Origin of the sequence: Dactylosporangium sp. CA-233914, assembly GCF_050942935.1 — a bacterium.
In the GTDB taxonomy this organism is placed as follows: Bacteria; Actinomycetota; Actinomycetes; order Mycobacteriales; family Micromonosporaceae; genus Dactylosporangium.
Map to the genome: position 1 here is coordinate 8,418,382 of NZ_CP192030.1, position 20,068 is coordinate 8,438,449.

The 20,068-nt window shown below is 70.8% G+C and carries 21 protein-coding genes; 12 read left to right on the plus strand and 9 right to left on the minus strand.

Annotation, left to right across the window (positions count from 1 at the left end):
- Positions 1-23 precede the first annotated feature (23 nt).
- Positions 24-3,479 (minus strand): galactose-binding domain-containing protein, encoded by a 3,456-nt coding sequence (locus ACQPY0_RS37640; protein WP_432971901.1) that lies wholly within the window; start codon positions 3,477-3,479, stop codon positions 24-26.
- Between the two features lie 272 nt (positions 3,480-3,751).
- Here ACQPY0_RS37640 and ACQPY0_RS37645 point away from each other — a divergent pair, with 272 nt between their 5' ends.
- On the plus strand, positions 3,752-5,161 hold the full coding sequence (locus tag ACQPY0_RS37645; protein ID WP_432971904.1) for a GH1 family beta-glucosidase: 1,410 nt from the start codon (positions 3,752-3,754) through the stop codon (positions 5,159-5,161).
- Here ACQPY0_RS37645 and paaK read toward each other — a convergent pair whose 3' ends face one another.
- Positions 5,162-6,475, minus strand: coding sequence for a phenylacetate--CoA ligase PaaK (gene paaK / locus ACQPY0_RS37650; protein ID WP_432971907.1), 1,314 nt, complete (start codon positions 6,473-6,475; stop codon positions 5,162-5,164).
- A 79-nt stretch (positions 6,476-6,554) separates the two neighbouring features.
- Between paaK and ACQPY0_RS37655 the strand changes: the two genes are divergently transcribed.
- A complete protein-coding gene (locus ACQPY0_RS37655) occupies positions 6,555-6,734 on the plus strand; it encodes a hypothetical protein (RefSeq protein ID WP_432971910.1) in 180 nt (59 codons plus the stop codon).
- Between the two features lie 188 nt (positions 6,735-6,922).
- On the opposite strand, the gene ACQPY0_RS37660 is transcribed toward ACQPY0_RS37655, so the two are convergent.
- Entirely contained in the window at positions 6,923-7,252 is a 330-nt protein-coding gene (locus ACQPY0_RS37660) for an STAS domain-containing protein (protein ID WP_432971913.1), read from the minus strand.
- Positions 7,253-7,749: 497 nt separating this feature from the next.
- Between ACQPY0_RS37660 and ACQPY0_RS37665 the strand changes: the two genes are divergently transcribed.
- The 3 genes from ACQPY0_RS37665 to ACQPY0_RS37675 are packed head-to-tail and all read left to right on the plus strand — an operon-like array spanning position 7,750 to position 9,050.
- A complete protein-coding gene (locus ACQPY0_RS37665) occupies positions 7,750-8,169 on the plus strand; it encodes a hypothetical protein (protein WP_432971916.1) in 420 nt (139 codons plus the stop codon).
- 3 nt (positions 8,170-8,172) lie between these two features.
- Positions 8,173-8,400 (plus strand): helix-turn-helix transcriptional regulator, encoded by a 228-nt coding sequence (locus ACQPY0_RS37670; RefSeq protein WP_432971919.1) that lies wholly within the window; start codon positions 8,173-8,175, stop codon positions 8,398-8,400.
- Positions 8,397-9,050, plus strand: a complete 654-nt coding sequence (locus tag ACQPY0_RS37675) for a DUF4386 domain-containing protein (RefSeq protein WP_432971922.1) — start codon at positions 8,397-8,399, stop codon at positions 9,048-9,050. The genes ACQPY0_RS37670 and ACQPY0_RS37675 overlap by 4 nt, the downstream gene beginning before the upstream one ends.
- Here the strand turns inward: ACQPY0_RS37675 and ACQPY0_RS37680 are convergent.
- Complete coding sequence (locus tag ACQPY0_RS37680; RefSeq protein WP_432971925.1) at positions 9,040-9,480, minus strand: DUF309 domain-containing protein; 441 nt, start codon at positions 9,478-9,480, stop codon at positions 9,040-9,042. The genes ACQPY0_RS37675 and ACQPY0_RS37680 overlap by 11 nt on opposite strands.
- A 66-nt stretch (positions 9,481-9,546) precedes the next feature.
- Between ACQPY0_RS37680 and ACQPY0_RS37685 the strand changes: the two genes are divergently transcribed.
- A complete protein-coding gene (locus ACQPY0_RS37685; protein ID WP_432971928.1) occupies positions 9,547-9,810 on the plus strand; it encodes a hypothetical protein in 264 nt (87 codons plus the stop codon).
- 911 nt (positions 9,811-10,721) lie between these two features.
- On the opposite strand, the gene ACQPY0_RS37690 is transcribed toward ACQPY0_RS37685, so the two are convergent.
- From ACQPY0_RS37690 to ACQPY0_RS37700, 3 genes are read right to left on the minus strand one after another with little or no spacing between them, the layout of a single operon-like run.
- Positions 10,722-11,387 carry a dihydrofolate reductase family protein gene (locus ACQPY0_RS37690; RefSeq protein WP_432971931.1) on the minus strand — a complete coding sequence of 222 codons (666 nt, stop codon included), beginning with the start codon at positions 11,385-11,387 and terminating at the stop codon, positions 10,722-10,724.
- Entirely contained in the window at positions 11,387-11,893 is a 507-nt protein-coding gene (locus tag ACQPY0_RS37695) for an SRPBCC family protein (RefSeq protein ID WP_432971934.1), read from the minus strand. Before ACQPY0_RS37695 ends, ACQPY0_RS37690 begins: the two co-directional genes overlap by 1 nt.
- A 3-nt stretch (positions 11,894-11,896) precedes the next feature.
- Positions 11,897-12,238 (minus strand): ArsR/SmtB family transcription factor, encoded by a 342-nt coding sequence (locus ACQPY0_RS37700; protein WP_432971937.1) that lies wholly within the window; start codon positions 12,236-12,238, stop codon positions 11,897-11,899.
- 276 nt (positions 12,239-12,514) lie between these two features.
- Here ACQPY0_RS37700 and ACQPY0_RS37705 point away from each other — a divergent pair, with 276 nt between their 5' ends.
- Positions 12,515-12,952, plus strand: coding sequence for an LppU/SCO3897 family protein (locus tag ACQPY0_RS37705; RefSeq protein WP_432971940.1), 438 nt, complete (start codon positions 12,515-12,517; stop codon positions 12,950-12,952).
- A gap of 61 nt (positions 12,953-13,013) precedes the next feature.
- Here the strand turns inward: ACQPY0_RS37705 and ACQPY0_RS37710 are convergent, their stop codons facing one another.
- Positions 13,014-13,805 (minus strand): maleylpyruvate isomerase family mycothiol-dependent enzyme, encoded by a 792-nt coding sequence (locus ACQPY0_RS37710; protein ID WP_432971943.1) that lies wholly within the window; start codon positions 13,803-13,805, stop codon positions 13,014-13,016.
- 114 nt (positions 13,806-13,919) lie between these two features.
- Between ACQPY0_RS37710 and ACQPY0_RS37715 the strand changes: the two genes are divergently transcribed.
- Both ACQPY0_RS37715 and ACQPY0_RS37720 read left to right on the plus strand, forming a co-directional pair.
- Positions 13,920-14,744, plus strand: coding sequence for a phosphatase PAP2 family protein (locus ACQPY0_RS37715; RefSeq protein ID WP_432971946.1), 825 nt, complete (start codon positions 13,920-13,922; stop codon positions 14,742-14,744).
- A gap of 18 nt (positions 14,745-14,762) precedes the next feature.
- Complete coding sequence (locus ACQPY0_RS37720; RefSeq protein WP_432971949.1) at positions 14,763-15,572, plus strand: DUF2127 domain-containing protein; 810 nt, start codon at positions 14,763-14,765, stop codon at positions 15,570-15,572.
- A gap of 117 nt (positions 15,573-15,689) precedes the next feature.
- Here the strand turns inward: ACQPY0_RS37720 and ACQPY0_RS37725 are convergent, their stop codons facing one another.
- On the minus strand, positions 15,690-16,346 hold the full coding sequence (locus ACQPY0_RS37725; protein ID WP_432971952.1) for a GntR family transcriptional regulator: 657 nt from the start codon (positions 16,344-16,346) through the stop codon (positions 15,690-15,692).
- A gap of 378 nt (positions 16,347-16,724) precedes the next feature.
- Between ACQPY0_RS37725 and ACQPY0_RS37730 the strand changes: the two genes are divergently transcribed.
- The 3 genes from ACQPY0_RS37730 to ACQPY0_RS37740 all read left to right on the plus strand — a co-directional run bounded on the left by ACQPY0_RS37730 (position 16,725) and on the right by ACQPY0_RS37740 (position 20,054).
- Positions 16,725-17,159, plus strand: a complete 435-nt coding sequence (locus tag ACQPY0_RS37730; protein ID WP_432971955.1) for a cupin domain-containing protein — start codon at positions 16,725-16,727, stop codon at positions 17,157-17,159.
- On the plus strand, positions 17,156-17,770 hold the full coding sequence (locus tag ACQPY0_RS37735) for a TMEM175 family protein (RefSeq protein ID WP_432971958.1): 615 nt from the start codon (positions 17,156-17,158) through the stop codon (positions 17,768-17,770). Before ACQPY0_RS37730 ends, ACQPY0_RS37735 begins: the two co-directional genes overlap by 4 nt.
- A 385-nt stretch (positions 17,771-18,155) precedes the next feature.
- A complete protein-coding gene (locus ACQPY0_RS37740; RefSeq protein WP_432971961.1) occupies positions 18,156-20,054 on the plus strand; it encodes a flavin-containing monooxygenase in 1,899 nt (632 codons plus the stop codon).
- Positions 20,055-20,068: the final 14 nt, after the last annotated feature.

The following is a 20,068-nucleotide window of genomic DNA, read 5'->3' on the forward strand; positions in this document are numbered from 1 at the left end:
AGAGCGCTTTCACCGCATATCACTTACCGATACACACCGAACTCCCAGAGCGAGTAACCGTACGCCGTAGCCCGGACCTGGCCGTTCACCCGGACGTAGCGCGCGTTGCCGTTGACGTTGACGTCGTCGAACCCGCCGTCGCCGGCCGCGGTCGAGTAGATCGTCGTCCAGTTCGCGTTGTCGTCGGAGGTCTGGATCTGGTACGTCTTCGCGTACGCGTCCTCCCAGGCCAGGAACACCTTGTTGAAGGTCTGCTTGGACCCGAGGTCGACGGTGATCCAGGCCGTGTCGAGCCACTCACTGGCCCAGCGGGTGCCGTAGTTGCCGTCCACCGCGTAGGAGGGCAGCTGCGGGCCGTTCGTGCCGGTGGGCTGGTAGCTCGACGCCGTGGCCGTCTTGTTCAGCGCGATGTTCGTTCCCGGGATGCTGGGCGCGACCACCCTGAACGAGCGGGTCTCGATGCCGACGTTGCCCTGGCCGTCGAAGGCGTACACGTAGATCTTCCAGACGCCCATCTTCTCCGGCGCGGTCACCGTGAACGTGCTGCCGTTCTGCGTGAAGTTCACGTTGCGCAAGCCGGTGCCGCCGGTGATGTACTTGTCGCTGGCCATCAGGTTGTAGCGGATCGTGTCGCCGTTGGGGTCGCTCGCGGCGACGTTCACCGTGAACTGGCCGCCCGCCGGGACGGCGGTGGAGTTGCTGAGCGTCATCGAGGTGATCTGCGGGGCCGTGTTGGAAAGCGGCGTGCCGCTGTAGGCCTGCTTGAGCGCCCCGTAGCCGAGCCGGCGCCAGCCGCCCGGATAGGTGTTGAGCCACACGCCGCCGAAGTCGTTCTCCAGGCCGTAGTGGAACTCGGTCGCGCCCAGGGCCACGCCCGGGTGGGACTTGATGGCGTTCCAGCTGGCCGTGTAGCCGTCGCGCTTCTGCAGGTCGGTCGGCTCGGTAGGCACCCCGTTGACGTCGTTGGGAACCTCCCACTCGCCGGACGGCCCGCCCTCGGTGACGATGTACGGCTTGGTGTACCCACCGTTGATCCAGTCCTGCTTGATGTTGCCGATCGCGCCGTAGGAGTTCACGGCCAGCAGGTCCAGGTGCGGCGAGTTGGCCTTGTAGTACGGCCACGCGCCGGTGTACGCGTCGGTCGAGGTGACCGGGTGGTTCGGGTCGGCGGCGTGGATGGCCACGGCGAGCTCGTCGACGAACTTGGCGTACGCCACGCGGCGCGCCTCCACGTCGGCGGCGGACAGGCCGTGGTCCTGCATGGTGAGGATGACCTCGTTGCCGACGTCCCACAGGAGCACGCCCGGGTTGTTCTTCAGGGCGTTGACCCGGTTGACGATCTCGGTCTTGGTGTTGTTCTTGTACGTGGTGTCGTTGACGTAGTCCGCGCCCTGGTTGAGCCAGTGCCCGACGACGACCTTCATGCCCTGCTGGGCGGCCCGGTTGAGCAGCTCCGGGGTCTGTGCGTCGTCGACGCCCCAGGTCCGGACCGTGTTGACGCCCATGTTCTTGAGGTCGCGCAGGTACCCGTCGGCGGCGCCCTGCGGCGGGCCGTAGGTGAGGCCCTTGACCTCCCACGGCTGGCCGTTGACCTGCAGCTGCCAGTTGCCCTGGCTGCCGGTCACCTTGACCACGCTCGGGCCGGCCGGCGTGGCCGGGTCGGTCATGGCGGCCGGGACGGTGCCGGTGGCCTTGGAGACCGTCACCGAGTCGACGGAGAGGATGCCGCCGGAGGTGGTGCTCGGCGTCGGGGTGGTGAAGCCGGCGATCGCGTTGGGCAGCGAGCCGCCGATCGACAGGTCGAAGCGCAGGTAGAAGCCGTGGTGCACGGCGTTGCTCCACGCCGTCACGCCGACCTGGCTCTCCCGCACGATCCAGGACTGCTTGCCGTCGAGGTAGAAGCGGATCTCCTCGTCGGTCTTCGTGCGGTCGATGACCTGGGTGTACTCGTGGTAGCCGCTCTGGCAGCCGACGCAGGACGCGAGGCCCGAGGAGCGGCCGTTGTACTCGCCGCACACCCCGTCCGGGGCGGTGCCGCAGTGCAGGGTCTGCGCGAGCTGGCTGCGGCCGTTGACGTCGGTCATGATGTCGGTCTCGCCGACGCCGGGCCAGTTGTTGTAGTTGCCGCGGTACGCCGCGCCGGTCGCCCGGAAGCCGGGCCAGTAGCCGGCGGCGTTGGCCACGTCGGGCTGCTTGACGAGCGCGGTGAACCTCACCTGTTCGCCCGGGGCGGCCTGGAAGTCGGTGCGCTGGGTCTCCAGGCGGCCGGAGGTCCAGTTGCCGGCCCCGTCGCGGATCGCCTTGATGTTGAGCTTGCCGGCGCCGTCGAGGTACACGTTCGCCGTGCTGTTGCTCGCGGTCTCGACCTCACCGGTGCCCCAGTTCGCGGCGCCGCCGGGGAACTGGGTGCCGGTGCGCATGAGCCAGTTGGCCGCCGCGGGCGAGGTGTTGGCCGCGCCGTCGAAGGTGTCCTGCCAGACCGTGGTCCAGCCGGGCTCCTGGGTCGGCGAGGTCGACGGGGTCGGCGACGGGGTGCTCGTACCGCCGCCCACGAAGACCTTGAAGTCCCACAGCGAGTAGCCGTAGCCGCCCGGGCGCGCGGTGCCGTACATGCGCACGTAGCGGCCGGAGCCGGTCACCGGGATGGTCTGCGTGCCGCCGGTGCCGGTGCTGGTGGAGTAGATGTCGGTCCAGGACGTGCCGCTGGCCGACGTCTGGATCGCGAATGCCTTGCCGTAGGCCGCCTCCCACGAAAGGACCACCTGGCAGATCGACTGGGTCGAGCCCAGGTCCACCTGGATCCACTGCGGGTCGCTGAACTGGCTGCTCCAGCGGGTGCCCGCGTCACCGTCGAAGGCGTACTGCGGGCCGTTGGCCGCGCCCTCCGACGACGAGGCCGTGGCCGTCTTGCCCTGGGCGACGTCGGTGGTACCGCAGGCGCCGCCGGTCGGGTTCGTGGTGCCCCCGATGGTGCCGTAGACACCGAACTCGTACAGCGAGTAGCCGTAGCCCGACCCGCGCACGGTGCCGTACATGCGGATGTACCGGCCGGTGCCCGTCACGTTGAGCGTCTGGTCCCCGCCGGTGCCGGTGGTGGTGCTGTAGATGTCGGTCCAGTTCTGGTCATCGGCCGAGGTCTGGATCTGGAAGGCCTTGCCGTAGGCGCCCTCCCAGGACAGCTTCACCTGGCTGATCGTGGCGGTCCCGCCGAGGTCGATGCGGATCCACTGCGGGTCGCTCCACTGGCTGCCCCAGCGGGTGCCCGCGTTGCCGTCGTTGACGAAGCTGGGCGCCACGTCGTCGGACTGCGTCGACGAGGCCGTGACGGGCTTGCCTTGCGAGATCAGGCCGTCGGCGGCGCGCGCGAACGGCGCGACCACGACGGCGACGGCGGCGACGACGGCGAGCACCAGGGCTATGCGCCATCGCGAGGTGAGCAGTTTCCGCCAGGCAGGGGCGGTGGGGTGCGCCGGATGCACGAGGGGCTCCTTGCGGGGTGTGTGGGGAGCGCGGCGGCGGTTTGGAGAGCGCTCTCCGATTGCACGCAGTGTTGTCCCGGCGTTTCGGCCGTGTCAAGAGTTGCCGGTCGATCGTCAAGATCTTTTCAACGCATTTGCGGCCGTACGTCGGGATCGGCGCCCTTGGGGACCTTGACACCCGCCCACAGGCGGTCGCAGTCTGGTCACGCGACTTGGAGAGCGCTCTCCAAGCACCTCCCGCACAGCGACGACTTCGACACGGGGTGATACGTGTGAGCACGACGGCGGTCCAGGCCGCGCAGGGCCGGCTGACCTTCCCTTCGACCTTCTGGTGGGGCGCCGCCACGGCCGCCTACCAGATCGAGGGGTCCGTGGGCGCCGACGGCCGCACCCCGTCGATCTGGGACACGTTCTCGGCCCAGCCCGGCCGCATCGACAACGGCGACACGGGCGCGACGTCGACCGGGCACTACGTGAAGTATCGCGAGGACGTGCGGCTGATGGCCGAGCTCGGGCTGTCGGCGTACCGGTTCTCGATCGCCTGGCCGCGCATCCGCCCGGCCGGGGGCGCCGGCGTCAACGAGGCCGGCCTGGACTTCTACGACCGGCTCGTCGACGAGCTGCTCGCCGCGGGCGTGCGCCCGGTCGCGACCCTCTACCACTGGGACCTGCCCCAGGAGCTCGAGGACACCGGCGGCTGGACCAGCCGGGACACCGCGCTGCGCTTCGCCGACTACGCGGCCGCCGCCGGCGCGCGCCTCGGTGACCGGGTGGCGATGTGGAACACCCTCAACGAGCCGTGGTGCTCGGCGTTCCTCGGCTACGGCACCGGCGGGCACGCGCCCGGCCGCCGCGGTCACGTCGGCGCGCTGACCGCGACCCACCACCTGCTGCTCGCGCACGGCCTCGGCGTCGCCGCGCTGCGCTCGGCCGGCGTGGCCGGGCAGGTGTCGGTGGCGCTCAACGCCGGGGCGGTACGGCCGCTGACGGACAGCCCGGCCGACGCGGACGCGGCGCGGCGCATCGACGGCCTGCTCAACCGGATCTTCTTCGACCCGGTTCTCAAGGGGTCGTACCCGGCCGACACCGTCGAGGACACCCGCGAGCTGACCGACTGGCACTTCGTGCACCCCGGCGACCTGGCGGCGATCTCGGCCCCGGTCGACGCGATCTGCGTGAACTACTACCAGCCGGACCTGGTCAGCGCGGCGCCGGACGGGGTGCTGGACCACAACACGCCCTACCCGACCGCCCAGGGCGTACGGTTTCATCCGACGCCGGGGCCGGTCACGCACATGGGCTGGTCCGTCGACCCGACCGGCCTGCGGGACCTGCTGCTGCGCATCAACCGCGACTACGGCGACCGCCCGATCTACGTGACCGAGAACGGGGCCGCGTACGACGACCGCCCCGACTCCGACGGCGGCGTCGACGACCCGGAGCGCATCGACTACCTGCGCGGGCACCTCGCCGCCGTGCACGAGGCGATCGCGGCCGGCGTGGACCTGCGCGGGTACTTCGTGTGGTCACTGCTGGACAACTTCGAGTGGGCGTTCGGGTTCAGCCGGCGGTTCGGGCTGATCCGGGTCGACTACGCGACGCTGGAGCGCACGATCAAGGCGAGCGGACGGTGGTACTGCGAGGCCATCGCCCGCAACGCCATCGACGCTCCCCTGTCCTGATCAGCGCTGGTCGACCACCCGGCGCATCTTGCCGGCCGACCGCTCGACCTCGCCCGGGGCGAGCAACTGGACGCGGACCGTGACGCCGATCGAACCCTTCACGGTCTGCTCCAGGGCGGTCGCCGCCGCGGCGGCGTCCTCGGGGGTGGCGTCGGGGCGGCGCTCCGTGCGTATCGTCAACACGTCCAGGCGCTCGGCGCGGGACAGCACGCACTGGAAGTGCGGGGCCAGCGCGGCCTGGCGCAGCAACAGCTCCTCGATCTGGGTCGGGAAGACGTTCACGCCGCGCACGATCATCATGTCGTCGCTGCGACCGGTGATCCTCTCCATCCGCCGCATGGTCCGTGCGGTGCCGGGGAGCAGGCGGGTGAGGTCTCTGGTGCGGTACCGGATGACGGGCATCGCCTCTTTCGTCAGCGACGTGAGCACCAGCTCGCCGTATTCGCCCTCGGGCCGGACCTCCCCGGTCCGCGGGTCGATGATCTCCGGATAGAAGTGGTCCTCCCAGATCGTGAGGCCGTCCTTGGTCTCGGCGCACTCGTTGGCCACGCCCGGGCCCATCACCTCCGAGAGCCCGTAGACGTCGACGGCGTGCATGTCCAGGCGCCGCTCCAGCTCGCCGCGCAGGTCCTCGGTCCACGGCTCGGCGCCGAGGATCCCGACCTGCAGCGAGGACTCGCGCGGGTCCAGGCCCTGGCGGACCATCTCGTCGACGATCGCGAGCAGGTAGGACGGCGTGACCATGATGACGTCGGGCCGGAAGTCGCGGATCAGGGTCACCTGCCGCTCGGTCATGCCGCCGGAGACCGGCACGACGGTGCAGCCGAGGCGCTCGGCCCCGTAGTGGGCGCCCAGCCCGCCGGTGAACAGGCCGTAGCCGTACGCCACGTGCACGATGTCGCCCGGCCGGCCGCCCGAGGCGCGGATCGATCTCGCCATCAGGTCGGCCCAGGTGTCGATGTCGGCCTTCGTGTAGCCGACGACGGTGGCCCGGCCGGTGGTGCCGGACGAGGCGTGGATGCGGGCGATTCGTTCGCGCGGCACGGCGAACATGCCGAACGGGTAGTTCGCCCTGAGGTCTTCCTTGGTCGTGAACGGAAACTTTGACAAATCGGAAATGTCAGTTACGTCAGACGGGTGGATGCCGCTCTTGGCGAAGGCGGCCTTGTAGTGCGGCACGTGCTCGTGGGCGTGCCGGAGCGTGTGCCGCAGGCGGGCGAGCTGCAGGGCGGCCAGCTCGTCGCGTGAGGCGGTCTCGATCGGTTCCAGGGTGCCCGGGGCGGGGGTGACGTCGCGCACATCAACATCCTGCACCCGCAGCTCACCCCGTGCGTGCTCGCCGTCACGCGATATTTACACGAGATGATCTTTCTGAATCGATACAGTCGAGCTCATGGAGACCACCGCACAGCGCATTCGCACCGCCGTCGCGGCCCGCAAGGCCCGCCGTCAGCTCGCCCGGGAGATCGCGGCCTACCGCACCCCGGCCGAGCGCCTCGAGCTCGACCTCATCCTCGGCCGGCACACGGAGGAGGAGATCGCCGAGATCGACGCCCTGCTCCGGAAGGGCTGAAGGGGCCGTACCTACTGGCACGTACGGGGGGCGAGGAGTGCCCGCCCTGGTGTCGCACCCCGAGCTGCGCACGACGGCGGTAGCCTTCGACGCGTATCGCTGGGAGGTCGTCCGCATCGCCCTGTGGACCACCGCCTCACCGGCGGTTCCCGGCGCCACCGAGCGCTACTGTCCATGCCCGAGCCCGGTTAGAGCGCCGCGACCGCGCTCTCGACGGTGCCGTGCAGCGCGAAAACCATGTCCAGCCCGGTGATGCGGAAGATCCGGCGGACCCGCTCGTCGGTGCACACCACGGCGAGCCCGCCGCCGGCCTCGCGACTGCGATTGAACGCCCCGATCAGCACACCGAGCGTCACCGAGTCCATGAAGCTGACGTTGGACAGGTCGACCACGAGCGTCGGCTGGGCGTCGAGGGCAGCGTTGACCGCCTCCCGGAGCTGAGGCGCGTTGCCGACGTCGAGTTCGCCCTCGGCGTGCACGACACCGTGCCCGCCGATCGTGCCGATCGTGAACGCCACGCGTAGAAGGTAGCGGCAACCGGTCACCCCCATGGGGCGGGGCCGGAGATTCACGGGCCGCACCCGCGGTGACCTGGCCGGGGCGCACCAGTCGCCGGAAAGGGGATCGCCAAGCCGGTCGACTTCACCGGCCTGATGCGCGTCGTGCGCCGCCTCGAGGCCTTCCACATCAGCGTCGAACGCTCCCCGGCTGACAGCCCCGGCCCGGGTGCCAACGTCTCCGGCGCGGACGGCGGTGATGATCTCGACGGCGTTCTCGGTGCGGCCGCGGCGGCAAGGACCCAGCCGGTCAGAGCCAGCAGCGTTAGGACGAGCACGATCAGCGCCGGGCCGCCCGCGACCGCGGCGAGCAGGCCACTGCCGCCGGCCAGGACGGCTCTCACGGCCGGGCCCGGCGCATGGCGACCGAGCGCGTGTAAAGAATTCTTGACAGGGTGTCCGGTCTACTTTACCTTCGATCGTGTCAAAGATGCTTTACACGCAGACCGGAGAGCGCGATGTCCTATCAGGAGAAGCGAGCCTGGATCTACGCGGTCGTCGCCGTGGTCGTGCCCGTGGCCTACACGGTGACGCTGCTCGTGCGGGCGCCCGCCGCGGGGCTGGCCGCCAGTCACTACGTGGTGCCGATGCTCGTGGCGATCGGCGGGGCGATCGTGCTCAACATCGTCGTCGAGGCGTTCGCGGCCGGCGGGGCGGCCAAGGCGGAGAAGGGCGGCGACGAGCGGGACCGGCAGATCGGGCGGCGCGGCGAGTTCGTCGGCTTCTACGTCATGAGCGTCGGGGCGATCGTGCCGCTGGTGCTGGCGATGCGCGAGGCGCCGTACTTCTGGATCGCCAACTCTTTGTACCTGTCGTTCGCGCTCGCGGCGGCGGTGTCGTCCGTCGTCAAGATCGTAGCGTATCGGCGGGGGATGTAAGGCGTGGGCAAGCCGACCCGGGTCACCAACTCGATCCGCGCGCTGCGCTTCGCCAACGGGGAGATGACCCAGGCGGACCTGGCCGAGCGGATCGGGGTCACGCGGCAGACGGTCATCGCGATCGAGCAGGGCAAGTACTCCCCCACGCTCGAGACGGCGTTCCAGATCGCCCGCGTGCTCGGCGTACCACTCGAAGCGGTCTTTCACTATCCCGAGGAGCAGCAATCATGAAGTCCCAGCAGGGCCTGGCCCGGATCGCGGGCGCGCTCTACCTCATCGTGGCCGTGTGCGGAGGGTTCAGCCAGTTCTTCGTGCGCGGCCGGCTCGTCGTGGCCGGCGACGCGGCGGCCACCGCGGCGCACATCCGCCAGCACGCCGACCTGTTCCGGGCCGGCCTGGTCAGCGACCTCGTCAACGTCGGCTGCTTCCTGGCCGTGGCCCTCGTGCTGTACGCCCTGCTCTCCCCCGTCTCGCGCTGGCTGGCCATGTCCGCGCTGGTGTGCAACGCGGTCTCCGTCGCGGTGATGGCCGTCAACGTGCTCAACCACTACGCCGCGCTCGTCGCCGCCACGCGCGGGCCCGACGAGCGGCTCGCCGGCTTCTACATGGACGTGTTCGCCCAGGGGTACCTCGTCGGCCAGATCTTCTTCGGCCTGTGGCTGCTCCCCCTCGGCCTGGTCATCTACCGCTCCGGCCTGATGCCCAGGGCGCTCGGCGTGCTGGTCATGCTCGGCTGCGTCGGCTACCTCGGCGACCTGCTACGCACCCCGGCCTCGCCGGTCCTGCTCGTCCTGCCCGTCGTCGGCGAGGTGGCCCTGGTCCTGTGGCTGCTCGCCGGCCGCATCCGCACGACGGACCCGGCCCCGGCGCTCACGACCTGAGGCGGGGCACCCCGCTGCCGCCCGCGCGGACGAACTCCACGAGGCCGTTCACGTCGACGCCGTGCGGCGGATCGGCCGCATAGCCGGCGATTCGCAGCGCCGCCCGGTCCAGCAGCCGGGCGGCGCCCTGCGCGTTGCCGCGCCGGGCGTGCGTGAGGCCGACGGCGAGCTGGGCCAGGCCGCGCCAGAGTTCCCGCTCCGCCTCGGGCGCGGCCTTCCAGGCGGCCTCGAGAACCTCGTGCGCGTGGAAGGGCCGGCCGGCGTCGAGCAGCCGCTGCGCCTCCCGCAGCGCGTCGGCGGGGCCGAGCGACAGGTCCTCGGGCATCGTCGGCACGCCCGGCGCCCCGTGCGGCAGCGGACGGCCGAGCTCGTCGCGGGGCCGGGCGTTGCGGGCCCGCCCGGTCTCGTCGCGGTCTCGTTCTCGCTCCACCCACCGACAGTACTTCGCGTGGATGCGTGAGCGTGGAGAAGCTCGATGTCGGGCATGATGTACCGCGTGACGCAATGGGAATATGCGCGACTGGAGTACCGTGCGGCCGGCACGCTGGGCACGGACAAGTTCGAGGACTGGGACGCCGTGTTTCACCACCCCGGTGGCGTCCAGCGGTGGGGCACGGACGAGCGGTTCAACGACCTGCGCCACCTCAATCGCGCCGGCGCCGAGGGCTGGCAGGCGTACGACCGCGCCGCGATGATCATCGGCCAGCCGGCCCGACTGCACGCGGTGACGTACTCCCTGCGCCGCGTCGTCGAGCGCTGACAGGCCTCCCAGGCCGGTCACAGCCCCCCGCCCCTCCCCGTGCAGCCACCGTCTCGAAACTCGACGGCAACGGCTCGCCCGGGGAGGGCAAGATCCGCTCGGCGTGGTGGCCTCCCTGACCGCCACCGGCGCGCCCCACGCCGCGCGATCCGAGGAGACCACCCTCGTCGCGGCGTCCGGCCAGGCCGCCGCGACGACGAGCGGCCCGGCTGGCGACGGCTGTCCTGGCCTCGCCTGGCCCTGTCCACCACTGCCTCCCGGTAGTCCACGCGACCGCGACGGGCCTGCGATGACGGCGGCAGCGGCGAGTCAATGGCGTATTCGAGCGACGAGCTTGGCGCCACGCCCGCCTCGGCGGCCGGAGGCTCACGCTCCCGCCAGGCCTGCGCCGCGACTTCACCGCGACGGCGCGGGCCGGGGCGGCGGACCGCCGCGCCCGCCTGGTCGCCGAGCGCCTCGGCACCGGCGTGCCGCTCAGCCTCGACGCCGACCTGGCCCCGGCGGGCCCGGCCCGCACGGCGGCTGGCAGGTCCTGCTCCAGGACCGCCCCGGCGAGCCGCACCGCACGCTCCGCCGTCACGCGAGCGCCGCGATCGCCACCGCGAGCACCCTCGTGTAGTTCCTCATCGCCGATGGCGGTTTAGGCCCTGCCGCCCGATGACCCCACCGAACCCGGCCAAGCCCTTGTCGTGCTGCTCCAGCAGCCACGCGTCGCCCAATACGCAAGACCACTACCCGGATGGCGCCCCGACGATCCACGCCGCTTCACCACTCGCCGCAAGAAAGCGATGATCTTGAGGGAGCGGTGCCGGCCGACTCCCGGGTCGGCAGCCGTCATCGTCGGCGGCCCCGAACGGCAAGGTCGCTATTCGCAGTTGGCCGTGGTCGCCAGGGGTGGAGTGGTGGCGCGGCTACCGTGGGTGCACGGCGTAGGTCAGGTGCGTCACCCTCGGGGAGGGCTCCGCGCGGACCGGCTCCAGGGCCACGCGGGCCGCGTCCACGCCCTCGAACAGGCGGATTCCGGAGCCGAACAGCACGGGCGACAGCGTGATCGAGAACTCGTCGATCAGGCCGGCGTTCACGTACGCAAGGATCGTCTCGGCGCCGCCGGCGATGCGGACGTCGCGGTCGCCGGCGGCCTCGCGGGCCCGGTCGAGCGCGGGCTCGATGCCGTCGTTGACGAAGTGGAACGTGGTCCCGCCCGGCCGCTCCCAGGGGTCACGCCTGGTGTGCGTCACGACGAAGACCGGGGTGTGGAACGGCGCCTCCTCCGGCCACGCCAGCTCGCCGGCGTCGAACATGCGCTTGCCCATGACGCTGGCGCCGGTGCGCTCGTGCGTCGCCCGTGCGATGTCGTTGTCGAGTCCTTCCTCGCCGCCCTCGCCGAGCTTGAGGTTCTCCCGGAACCACCGCTGCGGGAACGCCCACGCCTGCAGCTGCGACCACTGCGCCATCCAGCGCTGGACCCTCGGGTCGTTCTGGCCTTCGGGCGAGAAGACGTCCTCGACGGGCACGGCCTCCGGCGCCATGAAGCCGTCGAGCGACATCGTCACGCTGAAGAACACTTTCCCGGCCATCAGCCCTCCGCTCCCTTCCGAACGATCTCGGTGATGTAGACGGCCAGGTTGCTCAGGGTCTGCCGGCCGCCCTCGATCGCGTGGTACTTCTCGACCGCCTCGTCGCGCAGTTCCCTGGTGGGGAACACCGTGCGCATCACGATCCGGGTCGCCGCACCGTCCGGCTCGAACGTCAGGACCGACTCGAAGGCGTTCGGGTCGCCGCGGGACTCACCGTGCAGCAGCGCGATCCGCTCCGGCGGGGCGATCTCGGTCCAGGTGATCCACTCGGAGTAGTCCGTCCCGTCCGGCCCGTGCATCACGAAGTCCCAGACTCCGCCCTCGCGGAACTCGAACGACCGCGTGGTCGTGGTGAACCTCTCCGGACCCCACCACCGCGACAGGTGCCGCACCTCGGTGAACGCCTCGAACACCAGCTCCCGCGGGGCGTCGATGACCCGGGAGATCACGATCTCCCGGTCGGCCGTCGCCGGCTCCGCCCGCGTTTCTCGCCGTGCCGCTGCCATCGGTCATTCCTCCTGCCGTGTCTGCTTGAGGTCCTGCACGTAGGCGTCCAGCCGGTCGAAACTCTCGTTCCAGAACCGCTCGAACCCGCCGACCCATTCGTGGACCGGCCGCAGCCCGCGGGCGTCCAGGCCGTAGAGGCGCTGCTTGCCCGCCCCGCGGACCCGCACCAGCCCCACCTCGCGGAGCACCCGCAGGTGCTTGGACGCGCCCGGCAAGCTCATCCCCAGCTCCTGGGCCAGGTCGGTCACCGGCCGCTCACCCGCCCGCAGCAGCGCCAGGATGTCCCGGCGCTGCGGCTCGGCGATCGCGTTGAACGCGTCCGACGTCGTCGCTGCTCGTGCCACGGCAGCCACCTTATTTTCCCATATGGGAAAACGTCAAGCCGAGATGGGTGAAGTCGCGGACCCGAACAGCTGGAATGGCGCTGCCAGAGCTGCGGCCTGGCACCTCCACGATCGACATGTGAGACCCATGCCTCGACGATCACGTCGCGATGATCCCGCGACCCGCGGCCGGACACCGCGGCGCGGACTCAAGTCGGAATACGGACAGTTTCGGGCCAACGTGACCCGCAGCCGGTAGGCCTGGCCGGTACCCCATCCGACCCTGGAGGCTCCACCATGGCCAATCCCGCGCAGCCCGAGCCGCAGCCCCAGCCTCAGCCGGCGATCCCGCCTCAGCCCGGGACCCAGCCGGGCCTTCCGCCGGAGGCGCAGCCGCAGGTCAAGGGCGGTGGCAAGCGCCGGCAGGTCACGATTCTGGTCACCCTGGTCGTCGTGCTGGGCGTCCTGCTCGGCCTCGCCTGGTTCTTCAACCGCGATGCCGCCATGAACGCGAACATCGGCGACTGCCTGCACAACCCGGGCGACGACAACCTGAAGATCGTCAAGTGCGACAGCGCGGACGCCGAGTACGAGGTGCTCGGCAAGGTCGTCGACCAGCCCAGGACCACCCCGTTCAGCTCGGTCTGCGACCGGTGGCCGGACGCGACGAACTCGTTCTGGCAGGGCGAGGAGGGCAAGAACGGCGACGTGCTCTGCCTGAAGGCGAAGAAGTAATCCGCTTCGACCGAGAGCACCGCGGGCCGCGTCGCGCGGCCCGCGGTGCCGGATGCGCCGCTCAGTAGCCGGGGAAGACCGCCCGCAGGTCGTCGAGGCTGATCGGGCCGGTGATCCGCACGTCCGCGGGCGTGTACTGCGCCTTGAGCCGGCCCGCGGCCAGCCGCAGCCAGGCCTCCAGCGTGAGCGACAGCTCGCCGTCCGGCGAATCCGGCGCGGCGCCGAGCTTCACCGGGTCGGCCAGCTGCAGGCCCAGGACCTCGCCGGTGTCGGTGAGGCGCACGAGGAGGTTCGCGGTGCGCCCGTCGAGGTTGGCGGGCTTGGCGATCCAGCCGAACAGGCCCTCGACCCGGTCGCTGATCAGCGCGGCCGCCTCCGGCGCGAGCGCGGCCGACGGGTCGAGGCCGGCGCGCACGTCCCAGTCGTGGTAGCCGAACTCGTTCAGCCGCAGCAGCGCCGAGGTGGCCACGTCGACCGGCTCCGGCATCCACCCGACGTCGATCTTGTGCGACTCGCGCTGCTCGGGCGTGAAGGCCTCGTACGCCTCGACGAGCTTCTGGTTCGCCACCGGGAACGCCGCCTGGCGCTCCTGCGGGGTCATGCCGTCCCAGCGCGCCCAGACGCCCTTGTTGAACTCGAACTCGGGGGCGGGCCGGCCCTCGAGGGAGGCCTGCACGGCCTCCAGATTGATCTCGGCGCCGCTGCCCAGGTGGCTGACGACCTGCGACACGTCCCACTCGTCGGCCGCCGACGGGCCGGTCAGCTGCTCGGCCGTGAGCCCCGCGACCAGCGCGGACAGGTCCTCATGGCCCTTGCGGAGGGCGGCGATCGCCTGATCTGCCTGAGTGCTCATGTAACCCCTAACCCCCTAAAAATTTGAAGCATAAACAAAGTCGTGACGCACAACACGAACTGGGTGCCGGATCAGGAATATTGCGTCAACCGCAACATCAGGTAGCTTCTCATGATGAACACGGGGGCTGGAGTAGGTGAACGAGAGCGCACCACACGGTTACGTCCCCGGGCCTGGACCGAGCTTCTGCTGGTCCTGGGCCTGTTCCTGGCATACAAGGTCGGCCGGCTGGCCGTCGACGGGCGGGTGAGCGCCGCCTACGCCGACGCGAACCTGGTCTGGCGCCTGGAGCGCGCGCTACGCCTGCCCGACGAGGCCGGCGTCCAGCACCTGCTGCTCAGCGCCGAGGCCCTGGTCCGGACGGCCAACGTGTTGTACGCGGTGGTGCACTTCCCCGCCACGATCGCGTTCCTGCTCTTCATGTACTTCTTCCGCCCCGAACACTACCTGCGGTTCCGGCGCATCCTGGCGTGGCTGACCGCGGCCGGGCTCGTGATCCACTTCATCTTTCCGCTCGCCCCGCCGCGGATGCTCAGCGGGCTCGGGATGCTCGACACCGCGGCCGTCTACGGCCCCTCGGTTTACGGGCCGCCGCAGGCCGACACCCTGAGCAACCAGTACGCGGCCATGCCCTCCCTGCACGTCGGCTGGGCGCTCGTCGTGGCGGCCGGCCTGATCCACGCCACGAGCACGAAGTGGCGCTGGATGTGGCTCGCCCACCCGGCGCTGACCCTGCTCGTCGTCGCCGGCACCGCCAACCACTACTGGCTCGACGGCATCGTCGCGGCGATCCTCGTCGGGCTCCTGCTGGTCGCCACCAGCCGCCACGAGCACGCGTCGCCGCGCGTGCCGGTGCAGGTCGGCCGCGAGCAGGCCGAGCGACACCAGACAAGCGATACGAGGCGTCAAGCCGACATGAACGTCACACATCTGCCATAAATGCTGTATCAAGGTCGCGTGGACTGGAACCTACGCACCTGCGCGCGGCGCGGACACGTGACCTACGCCCCGAACGAGGACGAGTTCCGGGAGAGGCTGCACGCCGCCACCCCGGTCGGCCCCGCGTGGCGCTGCCTGCGGTGCGGGGACTTCGTCATCGGCCAGCCGCACCAGAGCGGCCCCGCCGAGCAGGCACCGATCGTGCTGCGCGGGCGCGCCCTGCGCGACGCGCTCATCCTGCGCCTGCTGTCGCTGGAGCGGTTCATCAAGGGTCTGCTCGTCCTCGCCGCCGCCTACGGCGTGTTCCACTTCCGCAGCCACCGCGACGGCGTCGAGCGCGCATTCAACGAGGACCTGCCGCTGCTCCGGCCGTTCATGGACAAGATCGGCTGGAAGTTCGAGGACTCCGCGATGATCCACACCATCCGGACGGTCATCGAGGCCGAGTCCAAGACGCTGCTGTGGGTCGCGGCCGGTCTCGCGCTCTACGGCACCCTGCAGCTCATCGAGGGCATCGGCCTGTGGATGCTCAAGCGCTGGGGTGAGTACTTCGCCGTCGTCGCCACCTCACTCGGCCTGCCGATCGAGATCTACGAGCTCACCGAGAAGATCACGTTCACCCGCGTCGGCGCACTCGTGATCAACATCGTCGCGGTGCTGTACATCCTGCTCTCCAAGCGCCTCTTCGGCCTGCGCGGCGGCCACGCCGCCCACGAGGCCGAGCGGCACGAGACCAGCTTCATCGAGGTCGAGCTCGCCGCCAACGAGCCCACGCTGCCCAGGGGCCTGCGCACACCCAAGGTCCCGGTCGGTGCGGCGCGGCCGTAACGGATCTTGATGACGAAACCGTCATGGAACTGCCACTGGCGGGACACGTGAGCGCGTCGTATAGTTGAAAGCGAGACCGGCATCTTCCCCCGTGGATGCCGGTCTTCTCAATTGAGTTCAAGCTACGTTCTTGCGGATCGTGCGAATCGCGTTGAGGTTGTGCTCACGCGCGCAGCACTCCAGCACGGCCGCGTCGTCCTCGCCCCGCTCCAGCCGGTCCAGCAGCCCGTCGTGCTCGTCCACGGCCGTCGACAGGCGCAGCGCCGGATACAGCGTCATCAGCACCCGGGACGCGTCGATGCGGTCCCAGATCCCGTCCAGCGACTCGATCACGTAGCGGTTGCCGCAGCAGCGGTACAGCACCCGATGGAACCGCCGGTGCAGCAGCATCACCGCCCCGTGGTCGATCCGCTCCGCCGCGGCGGCCGCGCGCAGCTGCGCGTTGTACTGCCGCGCCTCCGCGATGTCCTGCGGGGTCACCCGCGCCGCGGCGGCCGCGAACGCGAACCCGTCCAGCAGCGCCAGCATCTCGACGAGTTGCTCCCACTCGTCGTCCTGCAGCGTCGCCACCCGGGCGCCGACGTTGCGCTCGAAGTCCACCAGGCCCTCGGCCTCCAGCCGCCGGATCGCCTCGCGCACCGGCACCGGGCTGATGTCCAGCTCCCGGGCCAGACTGCTCAGCACGAGCCGGTGCCCGGGCCGGTATCGGCCGTCGATGATGCGTTCGCGGATCTCGCGGTAGGCGAGCTCGTGCTTGGACGGCTCTGCGTGCACTGGCCACATCCGCTCTTGGACAGAGGCCCGCCGGGGCCACAATCATATACGATCAGGTCGGTGGCCGGCCCGCCATCGGTGGTGCGGCCGATGCGGACGGGGGCGGCCGCACCATGGACGGCGGACCGGCCACGAGTCGTTGATGGTAGGACCCAGCTCCGCGGCCGAGACCTCCCGCATCTCGACCTCGCGGACCTTGCCCGTCACGGCCGTCCGGGCGTTCACCAGGGATCGAATCCGGCGCCCGGCTCGTCATCTCGCCCGCAGCGGGCGAGCCGCACACCGCCCCGAAGGACGCAGCCTGGCGTCAGCGGCCTCTCGCCGGATTCCACGGGCGAGCGGCCCCCGAAGTCATTCTCCAGCCAGGGAGGTCCTTGCATGCCGGACGTCGAATCGAGCGCCGCCGGGCCCAAGCCGCGATCGGACGCGTGGCGCTCGGCGGTCACCGTCTTGCAGGAGGTGCAGCCGCCGTTCATCCCGGCGGGTGCGCACGCCATGACCATCGTCGTCGAGCATCCGCCGGGCGACCCCGGCACCCCTGCGCATCGGCACCCCGGACCGGCCTTCGGCTACGTGCTGTACGGCGAGATGGTGTTCGAGCTCGAAGGTGAGCCGCCACGCGTCGTGCGGGCCGGCGAGGTGTTCTGGGAGCCGGGCGGCGACGTCATCCACTACCAGGACGGCAACAACCGCGACGACATCCCGGTGCGCTTCACCGTCAGCATGCTCTGCGAACCGGGCAAGCCGATGCTCACCCTGGTGGACGAGGACGAGCTCGTCCAGCGGAGGGACCGCCGAGTCTCGGCGCGGTGAGGACGAGCCGGCTGGAGGCGTTCAGCGACGGGGTACTGGCCATCATCATCACGATCATGGTGCTGGAGCTGAAGGTGCCGGCCGGCCACCGCCTCACCGACCTCGTCCACACGACCGGCGTCGGGCTGCTGACGTACCTGCTCAGCTTCGTCTACGTCGGCATCTACTGGAACAACCACCACCACATGTTCCATCTGGTACGCCGGATCCGTGGCGGGGTGTTGTGGGCGAACCTGGCGCTGCTGTTCTGCCTGTCGCTGTTCCCGTTCACGACGGCCTGGATGAACGATTCGAGGTTCGAGCCGACCCCGGTCGTCATCTACGGCGTGAACCTGCTCAGCGCGGCCGTCGCGTACTTCGTGCTCCAGACGGTGATCATCCGGCAGCAGGGACCGGAGTCGCCGCTGCGGCAGGCCGTCGGCATCGACGTCAAGGGCAAGATCTCCCCGCCGTTCTACCTCGCCGGGATCCTCAGCGCCCTGATGATCGACCGCAGTGGCTGGGCCGGAGTCGGGATCGCCCTGGCGTGCTACGTCGGCGTGGCGATCATGTGGATCATCCCGGACCGCCGCATCGACCGGGTGTTCCGCCAGTACGAGGCCCAGGACTGAGGCGGCCCGACCGCCGCCTCCACCCGGGTTTCTTCTTCCCGGTCTTCGCCCGCGGCCGGCGTGACGGGCGTGCTACGCTCGGCGCGCGCCGAGGCCGCCAGCGTTTGCCATCCTGCCGCTGACCAGCCGACGGTGCTCCGGCGAGGTCCTGCCGCGATCGAGTGCCGCCCGCACGGTCGATCCGCCGCCAGTCCCCGCGCTCATCATCAGCAACGGCGTCGATCGGCCCTCATCGCCGACGACAACCCGCGCGTGCCTGGTCGGCCGGCTGCGGCCGGTGGCTTCCACACGGCTCTGTCCGGGCGACCGCCCAGTCTGGCTCGATGAAGCTTCGCGCCGATCGACTCAGACCAGGCGCCGCGCCGACTCGACCGGAGACCTGCCAATGATGATCAATGCCGACGATGCGCAACTGCGCCGACATCTTCGCGACGCCGAGGTGCCCGCCCTGCTGATGACGGTGGCGCACCTGACCGGCGACACCTCGATCCTGCGTGACGACCTGCGCTGCGAGGGCTGGCTGTTCCTGCCGCAGGGCGGGCTCACCGCCCGGCGGCGGGAGGAGGCCCGGGCGCTCGCGGCCGGCCTGCTGGCGCGGTTGCGCGACGGCGCGCCGGTGCCGCCGCTGGACGCGCGGACCCTGCACCGGATCACCAGCTGGGCGCTGGGCATGGACACCGCGGACCTGGTACCGCTGCTGGCCGAGGAGATCGTGCCGCCCGGCGCGGACCCCAAGGCACCCGGCTGGAACCGCGACGACCTGCCCGGCGCGCGCGACGTCGAGGTGGCCGTCGTCGGTGCCGGCATGAGCGGGCTGCTCGCCGCCCACCGGCTCAAGCAGGCCGGCGTGCCGGTCGTCGTCTACGAGAAGAACGGCGACGTCGGCGGCACCTGGCTGGAGAACACCTACCCGGGGTGCCGGGTCGACGTGGCCGGCCACCTGTACAGCTACTCGTTCGCGCAGCGCGCGGACTGGCCGTACCACTTCGGCACCCAGGAGAATCTGCGGCAGTACTTCGCGGACTTCGCCAAGCAGAACGGCCTGTACGAACACATCCGCTTCGAGACCGGGGTGCGCGCCGCCGCCTGGGACGAGGCCGCGGGCCGCTGGCGGCTGACCCTGGACACGCCCGACGGTGTGCGCACGGCCACCAGCACTGTGCTGGTCACCGCCGTCGGGCAGCTCAACCGGCCGCACGTGCCCGACATCCCGGGCCGCGACGAGTTCGCCGGCCCGGCGTTCCACTCCGCCCGCTGGGACCACGGCGTGAACCTCGCCGGACGGCGGGTCGCGGTCATCGGCACCGGCGCGAGTGCGGTGCAGTTCATCCCGGAGATCGCGAGGACGGCGGGCGAGGTGCGCGTGTTCCAGCGCACGCCGCCCTGGCTGCGGCCCACCCCGAACTACCACCAGCCGGTCGCGAGCGGGCTGCGCTGGCTGCACCAGCACCTGCCGTACTACGCGGCCTGGTACCGCTTCTGGCTGCTGGCACCGGGGCTGCACCGCGTGCTCGACGGCTGGGTCGTCGACTGGGACCACCCGCCCACGGAGCGGGCGGTCTCGGCGGTCAACGACGGCCTGCGCACGGCCCTGACCGGCTACCTGCGGGGCCAGCTCGCCGGGCGCCCCGACCTGGAGCCGTTGGTGATACCCGCCTACCCCGTCGGCGCCAGGCGGGTCCTGCGCGACAACGGCACCTGGATCGCCACGCTCAGGCGCGACAACGTCCGGCTGGTGAGCGAGCGGATCGAGCGGATCACGCCGGCCGGGGTCCGGACCGCGGACGGCGTGGAGCATCGCGCCGACGTGATCGTCTACGGCACCGGCTTCGCCGCGTCGGAGTTTCTCGCCCCGATGACGGTCACCGGCCGCGGCGACGTCGACCTGCACCGGACCTGGAACGGCGACGCCCGCGCGTATCTCGGCCTCACCGTGCCGGGCTTCCCCAACCTGTTCTGCCTCTACGGGCCCAACACCAACCTCGCCGGGCACGGCGGCAGCATCATCTACATGTCCGAATGCGGCGTCACCTACCTGCTCGACGCGGTCCGCCACCTGCTCGGGGCACCGCACCGGGCGGTCGAGGTGCGCCGCGAGGTCTGCGACGCCTTCAACGCGGAGGTCGACGCGGCCAACGCGGAGCGTGCCTGGGGCTTCTCGAAGGTCGGCGGCTGGTTCGTCAACGCCGCGGGCCGCTCGGCGCAGAACTGGCCGTTCCCGGCGCAGGAGTACTGGCGGCGCACCCGTCGCTTCGACCCGGCGCAGTACCTGCACCTGCGGTAGCCGCCCGGCGGGCC